General features: G+C 71.8%; 14 protein-coding genes and 1 riboswitch. Of the genes, 4 read left to right on the top strand and 10 right to left on the bottom strand.

The window, feature by feature from the left end; genetic code table 11:
• Positions 1 to 51: 51 nt before the first annotated feature.
• The 5 genes from ABEA34_RS17405 to ABEA34_RS17385 all read right to left on the bottom strand — a co-directional run bounded on the left by ABEA34_RS17405 (position 52) and on the right by ABEA34_RS17385 (position 4,843).
• The gene (locus ABEA34_RS17405; protein WP_345522669.1) at positions 52 to 417 is read right to left on the bottom strand and encodes a DUF3017 domain-containing protein; all 366 of its coding nucleotides are present in this window, start codon (positions 415 to 417) and stop codon (positions 52 to 54) included.
• Entirely contained in the window at positions 414 to 1,259 is an 846-nt protein-coding gene (locus tag ABEA34_RS17400; RefSeq protein WP_345522668.1) for a bifunctional methylenetetrahydrofolate dehydrogenase/methenyltetrahydrofolate cyclohydrolase, read from the bottom strand. The genes ABEA34_RS17405 and ABEA34_RS17400 overlap by 4 nt, the downstream gene beginning before the upstream one ends.
• A 19-nt stretch (positions 1,260 to 1,278) precedes the next feature.
• Positions 1,279 to 2,838, bottom strand: coding sequence for a bifunctional phosphoribosylaminoimidazolecarboxamide formyltransferase/IMP cyclohydrolase (gene purH / locus ABEA34_RS17395; protein ID WP_345522667.1), 1,560 nt, complete (start codon positions 2,836 to 2,838; stop codon positions 1,279 to 1,281).
• A gap of 29 nt (positions 2,839 to 2,867) precedes the next feature.
• Positions 2,868 to 2,944, bottom strand: a riboswitch (ZMP/ZTP riboswitch).
• Positions 2,941 to 3,570 (bottom strand): phosphoribosylglycinamide formyltransferase, encoded by a 630-nt coding sequence (purN, locus tag ABEA34_RS17390; protein ID WP_345522665.1) that lies wholly within the window; start codon positions 3,568 to 3,570, stop codon positions 2,941 to 2,943. (Overlaps the previous riboswitch by 4 nt.)
• 10 nt (positions 3,571 to 3,580) lie before the next feature.
• Complete coding sequence (locus ABEA34_RS17385; RefSeq protein ID WP_345522664.1) at positions 3,581 to 4,843, bottom strand: cell division protein PerM; 1,263 nt, start codon at positions 4,841 to 4,843, stop codon at positions 3,581 to 3,583.
• 93 nt (positions 4,844 to 4,936) lie between these two features.
• Between ABEA34_RS17385 and ABEA34_RS17380 the strand changes: the two genes are divergently transcribed.
• The 3 genes from ABEA34_RS17380 (at position 4,937) to ABEA34_RS17370 (ending at position 8,166) form a co-directional block, all read left to right on the top strand.
• A complete protein-coding gene (locus ABEA34_RS17380) occupies positions 4,937 to 6,787 on the top strand; it encodes a SigE family RNA polymerase sigma factor (protein WP_345522663.1) in 1,851 nt (616 codons plus the stop codon).
• A gap of 94 nt (positions 6,788 to 6,881) precedes the next feature.
• On the top strand, positions 6,882 to 7,376 hold the full coding sequence (locus ABEA34_RS17375; RefSeq protein WP_345522662.1) for an RNA polymerase sigma factor: 495 nt from the start codon (positions 6,882 to 6,884) through the stop codon (positions 7,374 to 7,376).
• A complete protein-coding gene (locus tag ABEA34_RS17370) occupies positions 7,369 to 8,166 on the top strand; it encodes a hypothetical protein (RefSeq protein ID WP_345522661.1) in 798 nt (265 codons plus the stop codon). The genes ABEA34_RS17375 and ABEA34_RS17370 overlap by 8 nt, the downstream gene beginning before the upstream one ends.
• Before the next feature lie 95 nt (positions 8,167 to 8,261).
• On the opposite strand, the gene sucD is transcribed toward ABEA34_RS17370, so the two are convergent.
• Together sucD and sucC are read right to left on the bottom strand one after the other, a co-directional pair.
• Positions 8,262 to 9,158: a succinate--CoA ligase subunit alpha gene (gene sucD, locus ABEA34_RS17365; protein WP_345522660.1), complete on the bottom strand. Its 897-nt coding sequence runs from the start codon at positions 9,156 to 9,158 to the stop codon at positions 8,262 to 8,264.
• A gap of 2 nt (positions 9,159 to 9,160) precedes the next feature.
• Positions 9,161 to 10,330 (bottom strand): ADP-forming succinate--CoA ligase subunit beta, encoded by a 1,170-nt coding sequence (gene sucC / locus ABEA34_RS17360; RefSeq protein ID WP_345522659.1) that lies wholly within the window; start codon positions 10,328 to 10,330, stop codon positions 9,161 to 9,163.
• A 356-nt stretch (positions 10,331 to 10,686) separates the two neighbouring features.
• Between sucC and ABEA34_RS17355 the strand changes: the two genes are divergently transcribed.
• Positions 10,687 to 11,727, top strand: coding sequence for a M23 family metallopeptidase (locus ABEA34_RS17355; protein ID WP_345522658.1), 1,041 nt, complete (start codon positions 10,687 to 10,689; stop codon positions 11,725 to 11,727).
• Positions 11,728 to 11,827: 100 nt separating this feature from the next.
• Here ABEA34_RS17355 and pcrA read toward each other — a convergent pair whose 3' ends face one another.
• The 3 genes from pcrA to ABEA34_RS17340 are packed head-to-tail and all read right to left on the bottom strand — an operon-like array spanning position 11,828 to position 16,065.
• A complete protein-coding gene (pcrA, locus tag ABEA34_RS17350) occupies positions 11,828 to 14,239 on the bottom strand; it encodes a DNA helicase PcrA (protein ID WP_345522657.1) in 2,412 nt (803 codons plus the stop codon).
• Between the two features lie 49 nt (positions 14,240 to 14,288).
• The gene (locus ABEA34_RS17345) at positions 14,289 to 14,645 is read right to left on the bottom strand and encodes a hypothetical protein (protein WP_345522656.1); all 357 of its coding nucleotides are present in this window, start codon (positions 14,643 to 14,645) and stop codon (positions 14,289 to 14,291) included.
• A 19-nt stretch (positions 14,646 to 14,664) separates the two neighbouring features.
• Positions 14,665 to 16,065: an APC family permease gene (locus ABEA34_RS17340; protein WP_345522655.1), complete on the bottom strand. Its 1,401-nt coding sequence runs from the start codon at positions 16,063 to 16,065 to the stop codon at positions 14,665 to 14,667.
• Between the last annotated feature and the right edge of the window lie 41 nt (positions 16,066 to 16,106).

Raw genomic sequence — 16,106 nt, 5'->3', positions numbered from 1 at the left:
CGAGTCGGCGCCAGTTTGCAGCGAAGGCTGCAAACTGGCGCCGACTCGGCGTTAGGGGCCGGGCTGGTCGGGGATCGAGGCGGCCAGCACGATGAGCGCGACCCCGGTGGCGATCAGCAGGAAGCAGTCCCACCAGCGCTTGCGTACGGCGAGCATGCCCGCGTCCTTGGCCGGCAGCACGGCCCGCATCAGCGCGGCGAAGAGCAGCGCGCCGCCGAACCACCGCACGCCGATGCGCCAGTTGCCGTACGTGATGATCCCGATCGCGATCGCCACCACGGCGAGGACCACGAGGTAGAAGCCGCCGCCGATCGTCGACGGATAGCGGCGCGGCTCCCCCTCGCCGGGGTCCTCGGCGCCCATCTCCTCGGCGGAGATCGGCTCGATCTCGTCCGACGGCGGCTCCAGGTCGCTCACGACACCTGGCGCTCGGCCGCCGTCACGATGTTGGAGAGCAGCATCGCGCGGGTCATCGGACCCACGCCGCCGGGGTTGGGCGAGATCCAGCCCGCGACGTCCCAGACGTCGTCCGCGACGTCGCCGGCGATCTTGCCGTCGACCCGCGAGACCCCGACGTCGAGCACCGCGGCGCCCGGCTTGACCATGTCGCCGCGGATGATCCCGGGTACGCCGGCGGCGGCCACGATGACGTCCGCCGTACGGGTGTGCGCGGCGAGGTCACGGGTGCCGGTGTGGCAGAGCGTCACCGTGGAGTTCTCGGAGCGCCGGGTGAGCAGCAGCCCCAGCGGGCGGCCGACCGTGAGGCCGCGGCCGACGACGACCACCTCGGCGCCGTTGAGCTCGACGCCGTGGCGCCGGAGCAGCTCGATGCAGCCGATCGGCGTGCAGGGCAGCGAGCCCGCCTCGCCGAGGACGAGCTTGCCGAGGTTGGTCGGATGCAGGCCGTCGACGTCCTTGTCGGGGTCGACGCGCGACAGCAGGCGGAACTCGTCGAGACCGGTCGGCTGCTGCACCAGGAAGCCGGTGCACGCGGGGTCGGCATTGAGGCGGTCGATCTCCGCCTCCACCTCGGCCTGGGTCGCGGTCGCCGGCAGGTCGACCCGGATCGACTCGATCCCGATCTCCGCGCAGTCCTTGTGCTTGGCGCCGACGTACCAGTGCGAGCCCGGGTCGTCGCCGACCAGCACGGTGCCGAGGCCGGGGACGACGCCCTTCGCCTTCAGCACGGCGACGCGCTCGGTGAGCTCGGCCTTGATCGCCTTGAGGGTGGCGGAGCCGTCCAGCTTCTGTGCAGTCACAGAGGTCATCCTGTCCTGATCAGTGGAAGAAGTGCCGCGTGCCGGTGAAGTACATCGTCACGCCGGCCGCGTTGCAGGCGTCGATGGTGAGCTGGTCGCGCATGGAGCCGCCGGGCTGGACGATGGCGCTCACGCCGGCGTCGATGAGGACCTGCGGGCCGTCCTCGAACGGGAAGAACGCGTCGGACGCGGCGACCGAGCCGGGGGCCCGCTCCCCCGCCCGCTCGACGGCGAGCTTGCACGAGTCCACGCGGTTGACCTGGCCCATGCCGACGCCGACGGAGGCGCCGTCCTTGGCCAAGAGGATCGCGTTGGACTTGACCGAGCGGCAGGACTGCCAGGCGAACGCCAGGTCCGCCAGCACCTCGGGCGAGGCCGCCTCGCCGGTCGCCAGCGTCCAGGTCGACGGGTCGTCGCCCTCGGCGTCGACGTAGTCGCGCTGCTGCATCAGCAGGCCGCCGGAGATCGGGCGCATCTCGACCTCGCCGCGGCCGAGCGGCTCGCAGACCAGCAGCCGGATGTTCTTCTTGGCGGCGAGGATCTCGACCGCGCCGTCGTCGTACGCCGGCGCCACGACGACCTCGGTGAACACCTCGGCCACCTGCGTCGCCATCTCCACCGACACCGGCACGTTGGTGGCGATCACGCCACCGAACGCCGAGACCGGGTCGCACGCGTGCGCCTTGCGGTGCGCGTCGGCGACGTCGGCGCCGACCGCGATCCCGCACGGGTTGGCGTGCTTGATGATCGCGACGGCGGGCTCGGAGAAGGTGTACGCCGCGCGCCGCGCCGCGTCCGAGTCGAGGTAGTTGTTGTAGGACATCTCCTTGCCGTGCAGCTGCTCGGCCTGCGCGAGGCCGGTCCCGAAGCCGTTGAGATAGAGAGCGGCGCTCTGGTGCGGGTTCTCGCCGTAGCGCAGCGTCGACTCCTTCTCCCAGGTGCCGCCGACCCACGCCGGGAAGCCCTCGCCGTCGGAGGTGTCGGTCAGGACGCTGCTCATCCAGGACGCCACGGCCACGTCGTACGACGCGGTGTGCACGAACGCCTCGGCGGCCAGGCGCTTGCGCTGGTCGAGCGTGAAGCCACCGTCCGCGAGGGCGGCGACCACATCTGCATAGCTGGAGGGCGAGGTGACGATCGCGACCGAGGGGTGGTTCTTGGCGGCCGCGCGGACCATCGACGGGCCGCCGATGTCGATCTGCTCGACGCACTCGTCGGGCGTCGCGCCGGACTGCACGGTCTGCACGAAGGGGTAGAGGTTGGAGATCACGAGCTCGAACGGCTCGACGCCGAGCTCGGCCAGCTGCTCGACGTGGGAGTCGAGGCGGCGGTCGGCCAGGATGCCGGCGTGCACGCGGGGGTGCAGCGTCTTGACCCGTCCGTCGAGGCACTCGGGGAAGCCGGTCAGCTCCTCGACCTTCGTGACCGGCAGCCCCAGCCCGGCGATCAGCGCGGCGGAGCCGCCGGTGGAGACGAGCTCGACCCCGGCGCCGTGGAGGGCCCGGACGAGGTCCTCGAGCCCGGACTTGTCGTAGACGGAGACCAGGGCGCGCTTGATCGGGATGCGGTTGTCGGACACGGACACTCCTGCTGGGTGGTCGGGCGGTTGAGGAGCACCCAGGCGGTCGATGCTCCCGGCGTCACTCCCTGGTGGTCGCCCACCTGCGCCAGTCGTGTGGACTCAGTCTAGGGGGTCCAGCCGGCCGATCCGGACCCGGCGACCCTCGACCACGAAGCCCTCCCGGGCCATCGCGCCGATGGAGTCGACGAGCATCCCGCGCTCGGCCACCTTGATCCGCTCGTGGAGGCTCTCGACGGTGTCGTCGGGCGCCACCTCGACCGCTCGCTGGGCCACGATCGGGCCGGTGTCGACGCCGGGGTCGACGACGAACAGCGTCGCGCCGGTGACCTTCACGCCGTACGCCAGGGCGTCGGCGGGGCCGTGCATCCCGGGGAACGACGGGGACAGCGCCGGGTGGGTGTTGACCACCTTGCCGCCGTACACGCCGAGGAAGGTGCTGCCGACGAGCTTCATGAAGCCGGCGAGCACGACGATGTCGGGGTCGTACGCCGCGACCGCGCCCGCGAGCGCGGCGTCCCACTCCTCGCGGGTCTCGAAGTCCTTCACCGACAGCGCGAACGTCGGGATGCCGGCCCGCTCGGCGCGGGCCAGGCCCTCGATGCCCTCGCGGTCGGCGCCGACGGCGACCACGCGGGCGCCGTACGCCGGGTCGGCGCAGGCATCGATCAGCGCCTGGAGGTTGGTGCCGGACCCCGACACGAGGACGACGACGGCGGCAGGCTCGGGCACGGGTCGGAGTCTAGGACGAGCGAGCGGCGCGGCGCTGCCACCAGGTCATCGCCAGACCACCCACGACCCCGCCGAGCCCGAAGGCGGTCACGGCGTGCACCAGGACGTCCATCGACTCGGGGCCGACCATCCGCATCCGGCCGGGGCCGGCGGCACCACCGGAGACGGCGGCGAGGATGCCGAGCAGCAGGCCGGCGGTCACGCCTCCCACACCGCCGCGCATGGCGCCCTCGTCCCAGCGGAGGGTGGGCGTACGCCGCTGCGCCCGGGCCGCGGCGACCGCGGCGACCAGGGGCGGCACGGCCAGGAGGTACGCCGTCCAGGCCGGCGTGGGGCCGTTGTCGGGGAGCGCGGCGAGCAGCGGGAACATCGGCACCGGTCCGAGCGTGACCAGCGCCGGGGACACGGCCGTGCCGACGCCGACCGCGAAGCCGGGGCCGAGCAGGTAGCTGCTCGTGAAGATCGCCGCGTTGGGGACCAGCGTCGCGGTGAGGACGGTGTAGACGGTGGCGTCGCCGGCATCGGTGTGCAGCCGGGACATCACGTTGACCGCCGTACCGAAGTCGACGGCCAGGGCGACCAGGAAGACGGCGGTGGAGACGACCAGGAAGGCCGCCAGGATGCGCAGGCCGCCCGCGAGCGCGGCGCGCAGCCACGGCGGCACCACGGTCGCCCAGATGGCGAGCCGTCCGGCGCCGACCGCGATCCCGGTCCAGCCGAAGGTCATCGAGAGCACCAGCGACCAGCCGACGACCCGCGCGAGCGACAGGCCCGTCTCGGGGGTCGCGGCGACCACGCCGGTGATGATCGCCACGAGCAGGTAGCCCGCGGTGAACATGGAGGCGGCGATCGGGACGGTCCAGTCGCGCTCGCCGTCGGCGATCCGGTCGGCGTCGGGCCCGTGTCCGGAGATGGCGTCGCCGACCCGGTGGCCGACCCGCCAGGCCGACCACGCGCAGAGCGCCGAGATGCCGAGCGGGACGAGCGTGATCGCCACCCCGTCGACGCGGATCCCCGAGCCGTGGGCCAGGAGCCAGCCGAGCGCCCCCACGCGCAGTCCGTCGCGTGGGGTCCCGTGTGCGCCCGCGTCGGCGAGGAACCAGCCCACGACTCCGACCGCCAGGCAGACGAGGAGCGTCGCCCCCGCAGCCGCCACCCCTCCGAGGAGGGCCACCGGGACCAGCGGCGAGCGGTGCCGGGGGTCGGTGCTGGTCCGGCCGGGTCCGGCCGAGGTCGGTCCGGCCGAGAACGATCCGGGCAGCAGCGACGTCATGGTGCGGCCATCATCGCCCGCCTCGGGCGCCGGATCCGGGCGCACACGCCGAATCGGCACGGATCAGGGCATCGGGCTACCGTGGACGGCGCTATGACCGAGTCCGACGAGTTCGACCAGTTCTACAAGGACGTACGCACCCGCCTCCTGCTGCTGACGTACTGCCTCACGGGCGACCTCCCGTCCTCCCGCGCCGCCGTGCGCGACGCGTTCGTCGTGGCCTGGCACCACTGGCGCAAGGTCTCCCGGGTCGAGGACCCCGAGGCCTGGGTGCGCGAGCACGCGTGCCGGCACGCCGTACGCCGTCACACCGCGAAGCTGTGGCACCGCGAGAAGAACCTCGACCCCGAGATCAAGGCCACGCTCGACGCGCTCGGCCGGCTGAGCATCACCCAGCGCCGGGTCCTGCTGGTGACCGAGCTGACCACCAGCTCGCTGGCCGCGATGGCGCGCGAGGTCGGCCTCCCGCGGACCGAGGCCGAGCGCGAGCTGCAGACCGCGACGGCGACGTTCTCGCTGCACCGCGAGGTCCCGACGACCGAGGTGCGGGGCGTGCTCGAGGCCGTCCTCGAGCACGTCGAGACCAACCGCTGGCCCCGACCCACGATCCTGCGCCGGGCGGGCAACACCCGCCGCCGTACGCACACCGTCATCGGGGTCGCCGCCACCGCGGCCGCACTCGTCATCGCGGGCACCCTGGTGACCGACGCCGACGGGATGCGCCCCACGCTCGCGGGCGAGCGCGTCGAGGCCGGTCCGTCCGGGCCGCCGAAGCCCCGGGTGGTCGCCCTGCCGGAGGACTCCCTGCTCACGGCCGAGAACGTCGACGAGGCAGCGCCGGGCAGCTGGACGGTCGCCCGCACCGACGACAACACCGCGGGCGACGGCCTGGTCGTGGCGTGCCAGCAGACCCGGTACGCCGCCCCGCGCAACAACCCCGACTCGGCGTACGTCCGGGTCTTCGACCCCCGGACGAGCGCGTCGACGACGTCGCAGAAGTCGGTGCCCTCGGTCGTGCAGACGGCCGAGGCGCTGCGGACCGAGCGGGTCGCCGGCCGCAGCTACGACAACGCGGTCGGCTGGTTCGCCGGGTGCCGCGACGACCGGGTCCAGCTGATCGCGACCTACGACCTGCCCGGCGTCGGCGACGAGGCGCAGGTGTTCGTGCTCAAGACGTGGTCGAAGCCCGGCTCGACGATCATCGCCGGCGTGGCCCGCACCGGCAGCTTCACCACGACGACCGTGAGCACCCGGCACGGCTCCGGCACTCCCGGGACCGGCGCGATGGCCCGGCTGCTCGCCCGCGGCGTCGACCAGCTGTGCGCGCTGCCGGAGGGCGGGACCTGCTCGACCAGCTCCACGCCGAGGCCCACGGCGCCGGTGCCGGCCGCCGCAGCCCCTGGCATGCTCGCCGAGATCGACCTGCCCCCGGTCCCCGGCGTCGCCAAGCCGTGGGTCGGCACCGGGGCACGGCGCGCGCTCGACAACGCCGCCGCCACCCACTGCGACGAGACCGTGTTCACGGGGCCGCCGATGAGCAACAACCTGACCCGCACGTTCCTGGTGCCGGAGGCCAAGCTGCCGGCCGAGTTCGGCCTGACCGAGACCGTCGGGACGCTGCCACGCAAGCGGGCGCAGGCATTCGTCGCGGACGTGCGCGACAAGCTGTCCCGCTGCTCGAAGAAGCAGATGGGGACCAAGGTGACCCGGCTGCGCGACGTACGCAAGGGCGACACGGACCTGTCCGTGTGGCGGGTGACCACCGAGGTCACCGACGACAAGACCCTGAGCTTCCTCATGGGCGTGGTCCGCGACGGGACCGCCGTGGCCCAGGTCGGCTTCGTGCCGGTCAAGGGCGTCACCATCGCGCCGGCGGCGTTCGACGCCCTCACCCAGCGGGCGCTGGACCGACTCGCCGCCATGCCGCCCCCGAGACAACGCTGAACTTTTCCGTCCCCGCGTGCAACCGTGGGTCCTGCTCGGGCGTATCCCTCACGATCAGCAACCCAGCTGACCTGACGAGACGGGACCAGAGTCGATGGACGAACGCGAGTTCGACGACTTCTACGCCGCGTCGTTCCAGCGGATCACCGGCCAGGTCTACGCCATGATCGGCAACCGCGACGAGGCGCAGGAGTGCGTGCAGGAGGCGTTCGTCCGCGCCTGGGCGCACCGAAGAAAGCTGGACCGGGCCGAGCACCCGGAGGCCTGGGTGCGTACCACGGCGTACCGCCTGGCGGTGAGCCGCTGGCGGCGCACCGTGCGCGGCCGCCGACCGGTCGACCGGGCCGTGGGCCTGGCGGTCGAGAGCGCGGCCCCCAGCGAGGCCCACGTCGCCCTGGTGGCGGCACTCAAGCAGCTGCCCGAGGCCCAGCGACAGGCGCTGGTGCTCCACCACATCGCCGACATGCCCGTGCACGACGTCGCCCGCGAGGTCGGCGTCCCCGAAGGAACCATCAAGGCCCGGCTCAGCCGCGGCCGCGCGGCGCTGGCCGCACTGCTCGCCGACGAGGAAGGACTCCGCCATGCGTGACCCTCTGGACGAGCTCGACCACTTCACCGACCCAGGACCGACCATGAACCCGCTCCCCGCCTCCGAGGTACGCCGTCGCGGCACTCGGCTGCGCCGGCGCAACCACGCCCTCGCGGCGATCGGCGGCGCCGCCGCCGTGGCGATCATCGCCACCCCGATCGCGCTGGCCGCCAACCGCACGACGTCGTCGGACCCGCAGCCGGTCAAGCCGTCGCCGACGGTCACGTGGGTGACGCAGATCCCCGCCGACTTCCCCCTGACCGACGGCCTGCCCGACGGCACGCGAGTCGGGTCGAAGGCGGCGCCGACCGGCATCACGGCGTGCGGCACCGACCCCGGCGCGGTCGCGTCGTCCGGCGCCGGCGCCGGTGCGACCTCCGGCGCGAGCGTCTCGGAGCAGGGCACCGACGGCGGGACCGAGACCCGCACGCTCACGCTGTACGACGACGACGCGGCCGCGGCTGCGGCGACGAACGCCCTCGAGGACCTCGTCTCGGGCTGCCCGACCGACCCGAACGGCACCGGCGCCCCGCTCGTCAACGCGGTCGGCCCGGGCTCCCTGGGTGGCGACGCGTCGCTGGTCGTCACCCAGCAGGCCCAGATAGACGCCGACCTGCTCGCCGACCTGACCACGATGGTGGTCGTCCGCAACGGCAACGCCGTCTACGTCGTCACCAGCCACACGAGCGCAGGCGGCCCGCAGGTCGTCGACAGCGAGACCGCCCGGCTCACCGAGGGCTCCCAGCCGGTGGTCGAGGCGATGTGCGCCTTCTCCGCCGACCCCTGCTGAAAACACGAAACTCCCGCCTGGACGACGAAGCTTCATCGTCCAAGCGGGAGTTTCATCGGCCGGCCGACGAAACTCTCGCCCGGCTCGGCGGTGGATCAGAGGTTCTGCAGGATCTCGCGCATCAGGGAGGCGGTCTCGGACGGCGTCTTGCCGACCTTGACCCCAGCGGCCTCGAGGGCCTCCTTCTTGCCCTGCGCGGTGCCCGCGCCGTCGGAGACGATGGCGCCGGCGTGGCCCATGGTCTTGCCCTCGGGAGCGGTGAAGCCGGCGACGTAGCCGACGACCGGCTTGGTCACGTGCTCCTTGATGTACGCCGCGGCCTTCTCCTCCGCGTCGCCACCGATCTCGCCGATCATCACGATCGCCTTGGTCTCGGGGTCGTTCTCGAAGGCCTCGAGGGCGTCGATGTGCGTCGTCCCGATGATCGGGTCGCCGCCGATGCCGATGGCGGTCGAGAAGCCGTAGTCCTTCAGCTCGAACATCATCTGGTAGGTCAGCGTGCCCGACTTCGACACCAGGCCGACCGGGCCCTTGCCGGCGATCGTGGCGGGCGTGATGCCCGCGAGGGCCTCGCCCGGCGTGATGATGCCGGGACAGTTCGGGCCGATGATGCGGGTGGCCTTGCCCTGGGCGTAGGCCCAGAACTCGGCGCTGTCCTGCACCGGCACGCCCTCGGTGATGATCACCAGCAGGCCGATCTCGGCGTCGATGGCCTCGATCACGGCGTCCTTGGTGAAGGCCGGCGGCACGAAGGCGACCGACACGTCGGCGCCGGTCTCCTTGATCGCCTCGGCGACCGAGGCGAAGACGGGCAGCTCGACGTCGTTGCCGTCGGCGTCCTGGTGCGTGACGGTGGTGCCGGCCTTGCGGGCGTTGACGCCGCCGACGACGTTGGTCCCCGCCTTGAGCATCAGGCGGGTGTGCTTGGTGCCCTCACCGCCGGTGATGCCCTGGACGATGACCTTGGAGTCCTTGTTCAGGAAGATCGACATGTTCAGGCCCCTGCCTTGTTCGCGAGCTCGGCAGCCTTGTCGGCCGCACCGTCCATGGTGTCCACCAGCGTCACCAGCGGGTGGTTGGCCTCCGCGAGGATGCGGCGGCCCTCCTCCACGTTGTTGCCGTCGAGGCGTACGACGAGGGGCTTGCTCGCCTCGTCGCCGAGGATCTCGAGCGCGCCGACGATGCCGTTGGCCACCGCGTCGCAGGACGTGATGCCGCCGAAGACGTTCACGAACACGCTCTTGACCTGCGGGTCGTTGAGGATCACGTCGAGGCCGTCGGCCATCACCTGGGCGGACGCGCCGCCACCGATGTCGAGGAAGTTGGCGGGCTTGACCCCGCCGTGCGCCTCACCGGCGTACGCGACGACGTCGAGCGTCGACATGACCAGGCCCGCGCCGTTGCCGATGATGCCCACGGCACCGTCGAGCTTCACGTAGTTGAGGCCCTTCTCCTTGGCCTTCGCCTCGAGCGGGTCGGCCGCGGCCTTGTCCTCGAACTCGGCGTGCTCCGGGTGGCGGAACTCGGCGTTCTCGTCGAGCGAGACCTTGCCGTCGAGCGCCTCGAGCTTGTCACCGGCCAGGCGGGCCAGCGGGTTCACCTCGACGAGCGTGGCGTCCTCCTCGACGAAGGTCGTCCACAGGGCGAGGACCGTCTGCACGGCCTGGTCGGTGAGCGCCTCCGGGAAGCCGACCTCCGCGACGATCTCGCGGGCCTTGGCCTCGTCGACACCGGTGCCGGCGTCGATCGGGATCTGCTTCACGGCGTCCGGGTTGGTCTTCGCGACCTCCTCGATCTCGACACCGCCCTCGACGCTGGCGATGCAGAGGTAGGACCGGTTGGAGCGGTCGAGCAGGAAGGAGAAGTAGTACTCCTCCTCGATGCTCGCCGCCGGGGCGATGAGGACCCGGTTGACCGTGAGGCCCTTGATCTCCATGCCGAGGATCGCGGTGGCGTGCTGCTCGGCCTCGTCGGGCGTCTTGGCGAGCTTGACGCCTCCCGCCTTGCCGCGGCCGCCGGCCTTGACCTGCGCCTTGACGACGCAGACGCCGAGCTGCTCGGCGGCGGCTCGGGCCTCGGCCGGGGTGTTGGCGACGATGCCGGGCGTGCCCGGTACGCCGTGCTTGGCGAAGAGTTCCTTCGCCTGGAATTCCATCAGATCCACTGATCCACCAAGTCCTCGTTGTCGGAGCGGGCAGGCGCGCGAGACGCCCGCCACACGCTCGGGGGTGTCCTTGGCACCTTAGTCCGGCGTGACGGAGTACGACGAGGCCGTGGCAACGTGACGTCCGGCACGGACCCGGCTCGGTCACCGGCCCCGGTACAGACCACCGCCGCCCGGTCGCGGTGAGTCGTTTCAGGCGGGTCCATCTGGCCGATGTCGCTTCTGGCGCAAGTCGTGAGAGGGTCGTCCCGACCAAAATCGTCCACAAGTTCCCGGCGTTCAGTTCGCGGCACCGTGATCAGTCCGTTACAGTCGGGCCTCGCCGTCTGAACCCCGAGCAGCGGAGAAACAAACGTATGGGTAACCACCGAGCGGAACGTCGCGGCCACGGCCGCCGTCCCTCGGACCCCCCGACCCAGGTCGTCGGGAAGCGCCGAGCTGAGAAGCCCGGCCGCCGGTCCGCCCCGTCCGCTGCCTCCACGGCCCCCGTCGTCCTCCGCGAGGACGAGGAGACCCTGGTCCTGCCGGTCACGGTGTACCCACCTCCCGAGCTCGCCGAACGTCCGGTCGTCTACCAGACCTCCCGCATCGGCGGCGTCCGCGCGGCGCACACCCCGCGCACCGGCCCGTCCAAGCCCGGTGCCCGCCGCAGCTCCTCCCGCGCGCCGCTCTTCCGCGGTGTCCCCGGCGCCCCGATGATGCTGGGCCTCGCGGCGCTGGCGATCTCGGCCGGCGGTGCGGTCACGGCGGCCGGCGGGCTCAAGGACGACGACACCCCCCGCTTCAGCCAGGCCAGCGCCCTCAGCGGCGCCAGCAGCATCGGCAGCGTCAACCTCCTGGACCGGCGCACGGTCAGCCGGGACTCCCGCCGCGACGCGCTCGCCGACGCGGCCGACGAGAAGCTCGTCAACCAGGCCGAGGCGCAGAGCAAGCAGCGTGACGCCGCCCTCGCGAAGTACGCCCAGCAGATGGAGCAGCAGGCCGCCAAGCTCAAGCTCAACCAGTGGCAGCTCCCCGTCTCCGGCTACCACCTCACCGCCCGCTTCGGTGACTACAGCGGCCTGTGGGCGCACTTCCACACGGGCCTGGATTTCGCGGCGCCCAGCGGCACCGAGATCCACGCGGTCGCCAACGGCGTCGTGACGTCCGTCGGCTACGACGGCGCCTACGGCAACAAGACCGTGATCACCCTGGAAGACGGCACCGAGCTCTGGTACTGCCACCAGACGTCGTACGTCGTCAACGTCGGCGACCAGATCACCGGCGGCCAGCTGATCGGCTACGTCGGCTCGACCGGCAACGTCACCGGCCCGCACCTGCACCTCGAGGTGCGCCCCGGCGGCGGCGACCCGGTCGACCCGTACGCCGCGCTCGTGGTGCACGGGCTCCAGCCCTGACCCACAGGTCGAGTCGGGACTTCTGACGCTTCAGTCGGGGGTTTCGGTCAGCTGTCGTGACCAGAAGTCCGGATTCGACCGTCAGAGGTCCCGACTCGACTCAGAGCTTCTCCACCGGCGCGTAGCGGAGCAGCAGGCGCTTGACGCCCTCGGAGCCGAAGTCGATCGAGGCGACGGTCTTCTCGTCGACGCCCTCGAGGGCGACCACGGTCCCCATGCCGAACGAGTCATGCAGCACCCGGTCACCCGGCTCCAGGCTGGGGATCGCGCGCGCGGGCTTGGCCCGGGCGGCAGCGTCGGCGCGGACGGCGGCGGCTGAGAAGTTGCGCCGGCCGGCAGCAGTCGGCGCCCCGAGGCGGGCGGCCGAGCCGCTGGCGAGGTCGGGACGGCCCCACTGGGTCTGGGCGGCCTCGGTGCGGCGCCAGTCGACCAGGTCGACCGGCAGCTCGTCGAGGAACCGGGAGCCGGGGTTGTGCGACGGCGCGCCCCAGGCCGAGCGCACGACCGCGCGGGAGATGTAGAGCCGGGAGCGGGCGCGGGTGACGCCGACGTACGCGAGCCGCCGCTCCTCCTCCAGCTCGGTCTGGTCGCCCAGGGCCCGGGAGTGCGGGAAGACCCCGTCCTCGAGGCCGGTCAGGAAGACCGCCGGGAACTCCAGGCCCTTGGCGGTGTGCAGCGTCATCAGCGTGACCACGCCCTGGTCGTCGGGGTCGTCGTCGGGGAGCTGGTCGGTGTCGGCGACGAGCGCGACCCGTTCGAGGAAGTCGCCGAGGCCGGGCGCGACGATCCCGGCCTCCACGTCGGTCGGGTCCGCGGACGGCCCGGCGAGCGGGTCCTCGGCGAACTCGCGGGCCACGGCGACGAGCTCGGCGAGGTTCTCCAGCCGGGTCTCGTCCTGCGGGTCGTCGCTCTCCTCGAGCCAGGTCAGGTAGCCGGACCGCGCCAGCACGCTCTCGAGCACGACGTCGGCACGCTCGCCGGCATCGACCATCGACTGGAGCTCCTCGACCATCGCCACGAACGCCTGGATCTGGGTCAACGACCGCGTCGCCAGGCCCGGCGCCTCGTCGGCACGCCGCAGCGCCTCCCAGAAGGTCGTCCGGTCCCGGTCGGCCAGCGCCTGCACGCAGGCGACCGCACGGTCGCCGATGCCGCGCTTGGGAGTGTTGAGGATCCGGCGCAGCGACACCTGGTCGGCGGGGTTGACCAGCATCCGCAGGTAGGCCAGCGCGTCGCGCACCTCGCGGCGCTCGTAGAAGCGAACCCCGCCGACGACCTTGTAGGGCTGGCCGGTGCGGATGAACACCTCCTCGAACACCCGGGACTGGGCGTTGGTGCGGTAGAAGACGGCCATGTCGCCCGGCCGGAGCTCGCCCTTGTCGGTGAGCCGGTCGATCTCCTCGGAGACGAACCGCGCCTCGTCGCGCTCGTCGTCGGCGACGTACCCGACGATCCGCTCGCCGTCGCCGGCGTCGGACCACAAGCGCTTCTCCTTGCGGCCCTTGTTGTGGCCGATCACCGCGTTGGCGGCGTTCAGGATGGTCTGCGTGGAGCGGTAGTTCTGCTCGAGCAGGATCGAGGTCGCGTTGGGGAAGTCCTGCTCGAAGTCGAGGATGTTGCGGATGTTGGCGCCGCGGAAGGCGTAGATCGACTGGTCGGCGTCGCCGACCACCATCAGCTCCGCGGCCTCGACCCGCTCGGCGTCGCCGGTCTCCTCAGGGTTGTCGGCGCAGAGCTGGTGGATCAAGGCGTACTGCGCGTGGTTGGTGTCCTGGTACTCGTCGACCAGCACGTGCCGGAACCGGCGCCGGTAGGTCTCGCGCACCTCCGGGTAGGTCTGCAGGAGGTGGACCGTGCCCATGATCAGGTCGTCGAAGTCGAGGGCGTTGGCCTCGCGGAGCCGGCGCTGGTACGTCGCGTAGACGGCGGCGTACGTCTCCTCGAGGTTGTTGCGGGCGTCCTTGGCGGCGTCGTCGGGGTCGCGCAGCTCGTTCTTCTGGTTGGAGACCCAGTGCAGCATCGCGCCCGGCTGGAAGCGCTTGGGGTCGAGGTCGAGGTCGTTGCAGACCAGCGTCATCAGCCGCTTCTGGTCGGCGGCGTCGTAGATCGAGAAGTTGGACTTGTAGCCGAGCTTGTCGGACTCCTTGCGCAGGATGCGCACGCAGGCGGAGTGGAACGTCGACACCCACATGATCCGGGCCCGCTTGCCGACCAGCTCCTCGACGCGCTCCTTCATCTCGGCGGCGGCCTTGTTGGTGAAGGTGATCGCGAGGATCGAGCCCGGGTGCGCGCGCCGCTCGGAGATCAACCACGCGATCCGACGGGTCAGCACCCGGGTCTTGCCGGAGCCGGCACCCGCGACCACCAGCAGGGGCGCGCCGTCGTGCATCACGGCGGCGCGCTGCGGCTCGTTGAGTCCCTCGAGGAGCTCGTCGCGGCTCGGTCCCCGGCGCGGTGGCGGATCGGAGGGCGCGACGGACTCGAGGCCGGGGAGCGGGATCGACGTACTCATCTCCGGCCCAGCCTACGTGGGCCGACCCCCAGTGCGGACGGCGCAGGGATCAGGTGTGGGCGGGCGCCCAGAAGACCGCGACGCACACGTTGGCGACGGTCAGCAGCAGGAGGAGCGCCCACAGGCCGTTGGCGATCCGCTCCTTGCGGAGGTTGGCCATCACCAGCACGAGGATGACCAGCCCGATCAGGGTCTTGACCGCGATCTTGGCGTGGTCCAGCGAGCCGTCGTCGGCCTCGATCACGCCGACGAGCAGGAGGCCGGCGACGAACGCCGTGCCCGCCCCGTCCCGCATCGCGCCGTTGACGGACTTCTCCGGACGGCGGGCCTGGGCCACCAGGCCACCGAAGAGGGCGGCGAAGCCGAGCAGATGGATGACGAGCAGCAGGTGCCGCAGGAACTCCATGCGCGCATCTTAGGGCGCGTCAGGCGGCCTCGGTGACAGGCGCGTCGCGCGTGCCGACCAGCCGTTCCGCGGCGTACAGCGCGAGCCCGAGCCCGAGCAGACCGGCGCACCAGAGCAGCGAGTGCGGGTCGTCGTAGACGACGTACGCGAGGAGCACGAGGTTGCCGACCAGCCCGACGCCGAGGAGCACGGTCGGCGCCCGGTAGTGGTCGCCGTCCTCGTCGGTGCCACGCAGGCGGAAGCAGGCCAGGATGACCAACGCGTAGATGAAGAGGGTGAACACGACCGTCACGGTGGCGAGCCGGGCGACGACGTCCAGCCCGACCCCGGCCTGGTTGAGGAGCCACCCGACCACGAGCAGCGAGCAGACCACCAGGCCGGCGAAGCAGAGCGCCACCCACGGGCTGCGCCGGCTCGAGTGGACCCGGGCGAAGGCGCCCGGGACGACGTCCTCGCGGGCCATGCCGTAGAGGATGCGCGACTGGGTGACGACGGAGACCAGCGTGGTGTTGGCGATGGCCACCATCGCGACCACGGCGAAGAGCGTGGTCATGAACCCGACCGGGAACGGCAGCACGTCGGCCTTGACGACCTCGAGCAGGGCGGCGTCGGAGTCGGCCAGCGTGCTGATGGGGACCACGAGCGCTGCCGTGACCGCGACCAGGACGTAGACGACGCCGGCGGTCACCATGCCGGCGACCAGCGCGCGGGGGAAGGTACGCCGGGGGTCGACCGTCTCCTCGGCGACGTTGGCGGCGTTCTCGAAGCCGGTCATCGCGAAGAAGGCGAGCGCGACACCGGCGACCACGCCGAGGACCGGGTTGGCGTCCGTGTGCAGCTCGGTGAGCGTCCCGAAGTCGGCCTTGCCCTGGGCGACGTACACGATGCCGATGGTCATGATGAGCAGCAGGCCGGCGACCTCGACGAAGGTCATCGCCATGTTGGCGACCGCCGACTCGGTGATGCCGACGTAGTTGACGATGCTGAGCACGACGATGAACGCCAGCGACACCAGCAGCGCCGGCGGGAGGGCCCAGATCTCCTCGAAGTACGCCGCAAAGCCGGTCGCGAGGGATCCTGCGGCCGCGAAGCACGCGGAGAGCATGCAGACGGCCATCAGGAAGGTGAGGAACCGGTTGCCGAACGCCTTGTTGACGTAGAGCGCCGCCCCCGCAGCCTGCGGGTACTTCGTCACGAGCTCGGCGTACGCCAGCCCGGTCATGGTGGCGACGGTGACTCCGACGGCGAACGCCAGCCAGAAGGCGCCGCCCACCGCGCCGGCGACCAGGCCGATCAGCACGTAGATGCCGGAGCCCAGCACGTCGCCGAGCACGTAGAAGAAGAGCAGGCGGCCGGTGATCGACCTCGTCAGCTCGCTCTCGCCGTGCTTGTCCAGCTCATGGTCAGCGGTGGCAGTCACCGCCCGTACGTACCCCCGGCACCCCAGGCGAAACGGCAGGC

The organism is Nocardioides conyzicola (assembly GCF_039543825.1).
In the GTDB taxonomy this organism is placed as follows: Bacteria; Actinomycetota; Actinomycetes; order Propionibacteriales; family Nocardioidaceae; genus Nocardioides; species Nocardioides conyzicola.
Note: the sequence above shows the minus strand (reverse complement) of the source record. Positions and strands in the feature narration are given on the sequence as shown.

Coding starts and splice junctions, on each gene's coding strand:
- ABEA34_RS17355 (WP_345522658.1), top strand. CDS start 10,687: ATGGGTAACCACCGAGCGGAACGTCGCGGCCACGGCCGCCGTCCCTCG.
- ABEA34_RS17375 (WP_345522662.1), top strand. CDS start 6,882: ATGGACGAACGCGAGTTCGACGACTTCTACGCCGCGTCGTTCCAGCGG.
- ABEA34_RS17345 (WP_345522656.1), bottom strand. CDS start 14,645: ATGGAGTTCCTGCGGCACCTGCTGCTCGTCATCCATCTGCTCGGCTTC.
- pcrA (WP_345522657.1), bottom strand. CDS start 14,239: ATGAGTACGTCGATCCCGCTCCCCGGCCTCGAGTCCGTCGCGCCCTCC.
- ABEA34_RS17385 (WP_345522664.1), bottom strand. CDS start 4,843: ATGACGTCGCTGCTGCCCGGATCGTTCTCGGCCGGACCGACCTCGGCC.
- ABEA34_RS17370 (WP_345522661.1), top strand. CDS start 7,369: ATGCGTGACCCTCTGGACGAGCTCGACCACTTCACCGACCCAGGACCG.
- ABEA34_RS17380 (WP_345522663.1), top strand. CDS start 4,937: ATGACCGAGTCCGACGAGTTCGACCAGTTCTACAAGGACGTACGCACC.
- sucD (WP_345522660.1), bottom strand. CDS start 9,158: ATGTCGATCTTCCTGAACAAGGACTCCAAGGTCATCGTCCAGGGCATC.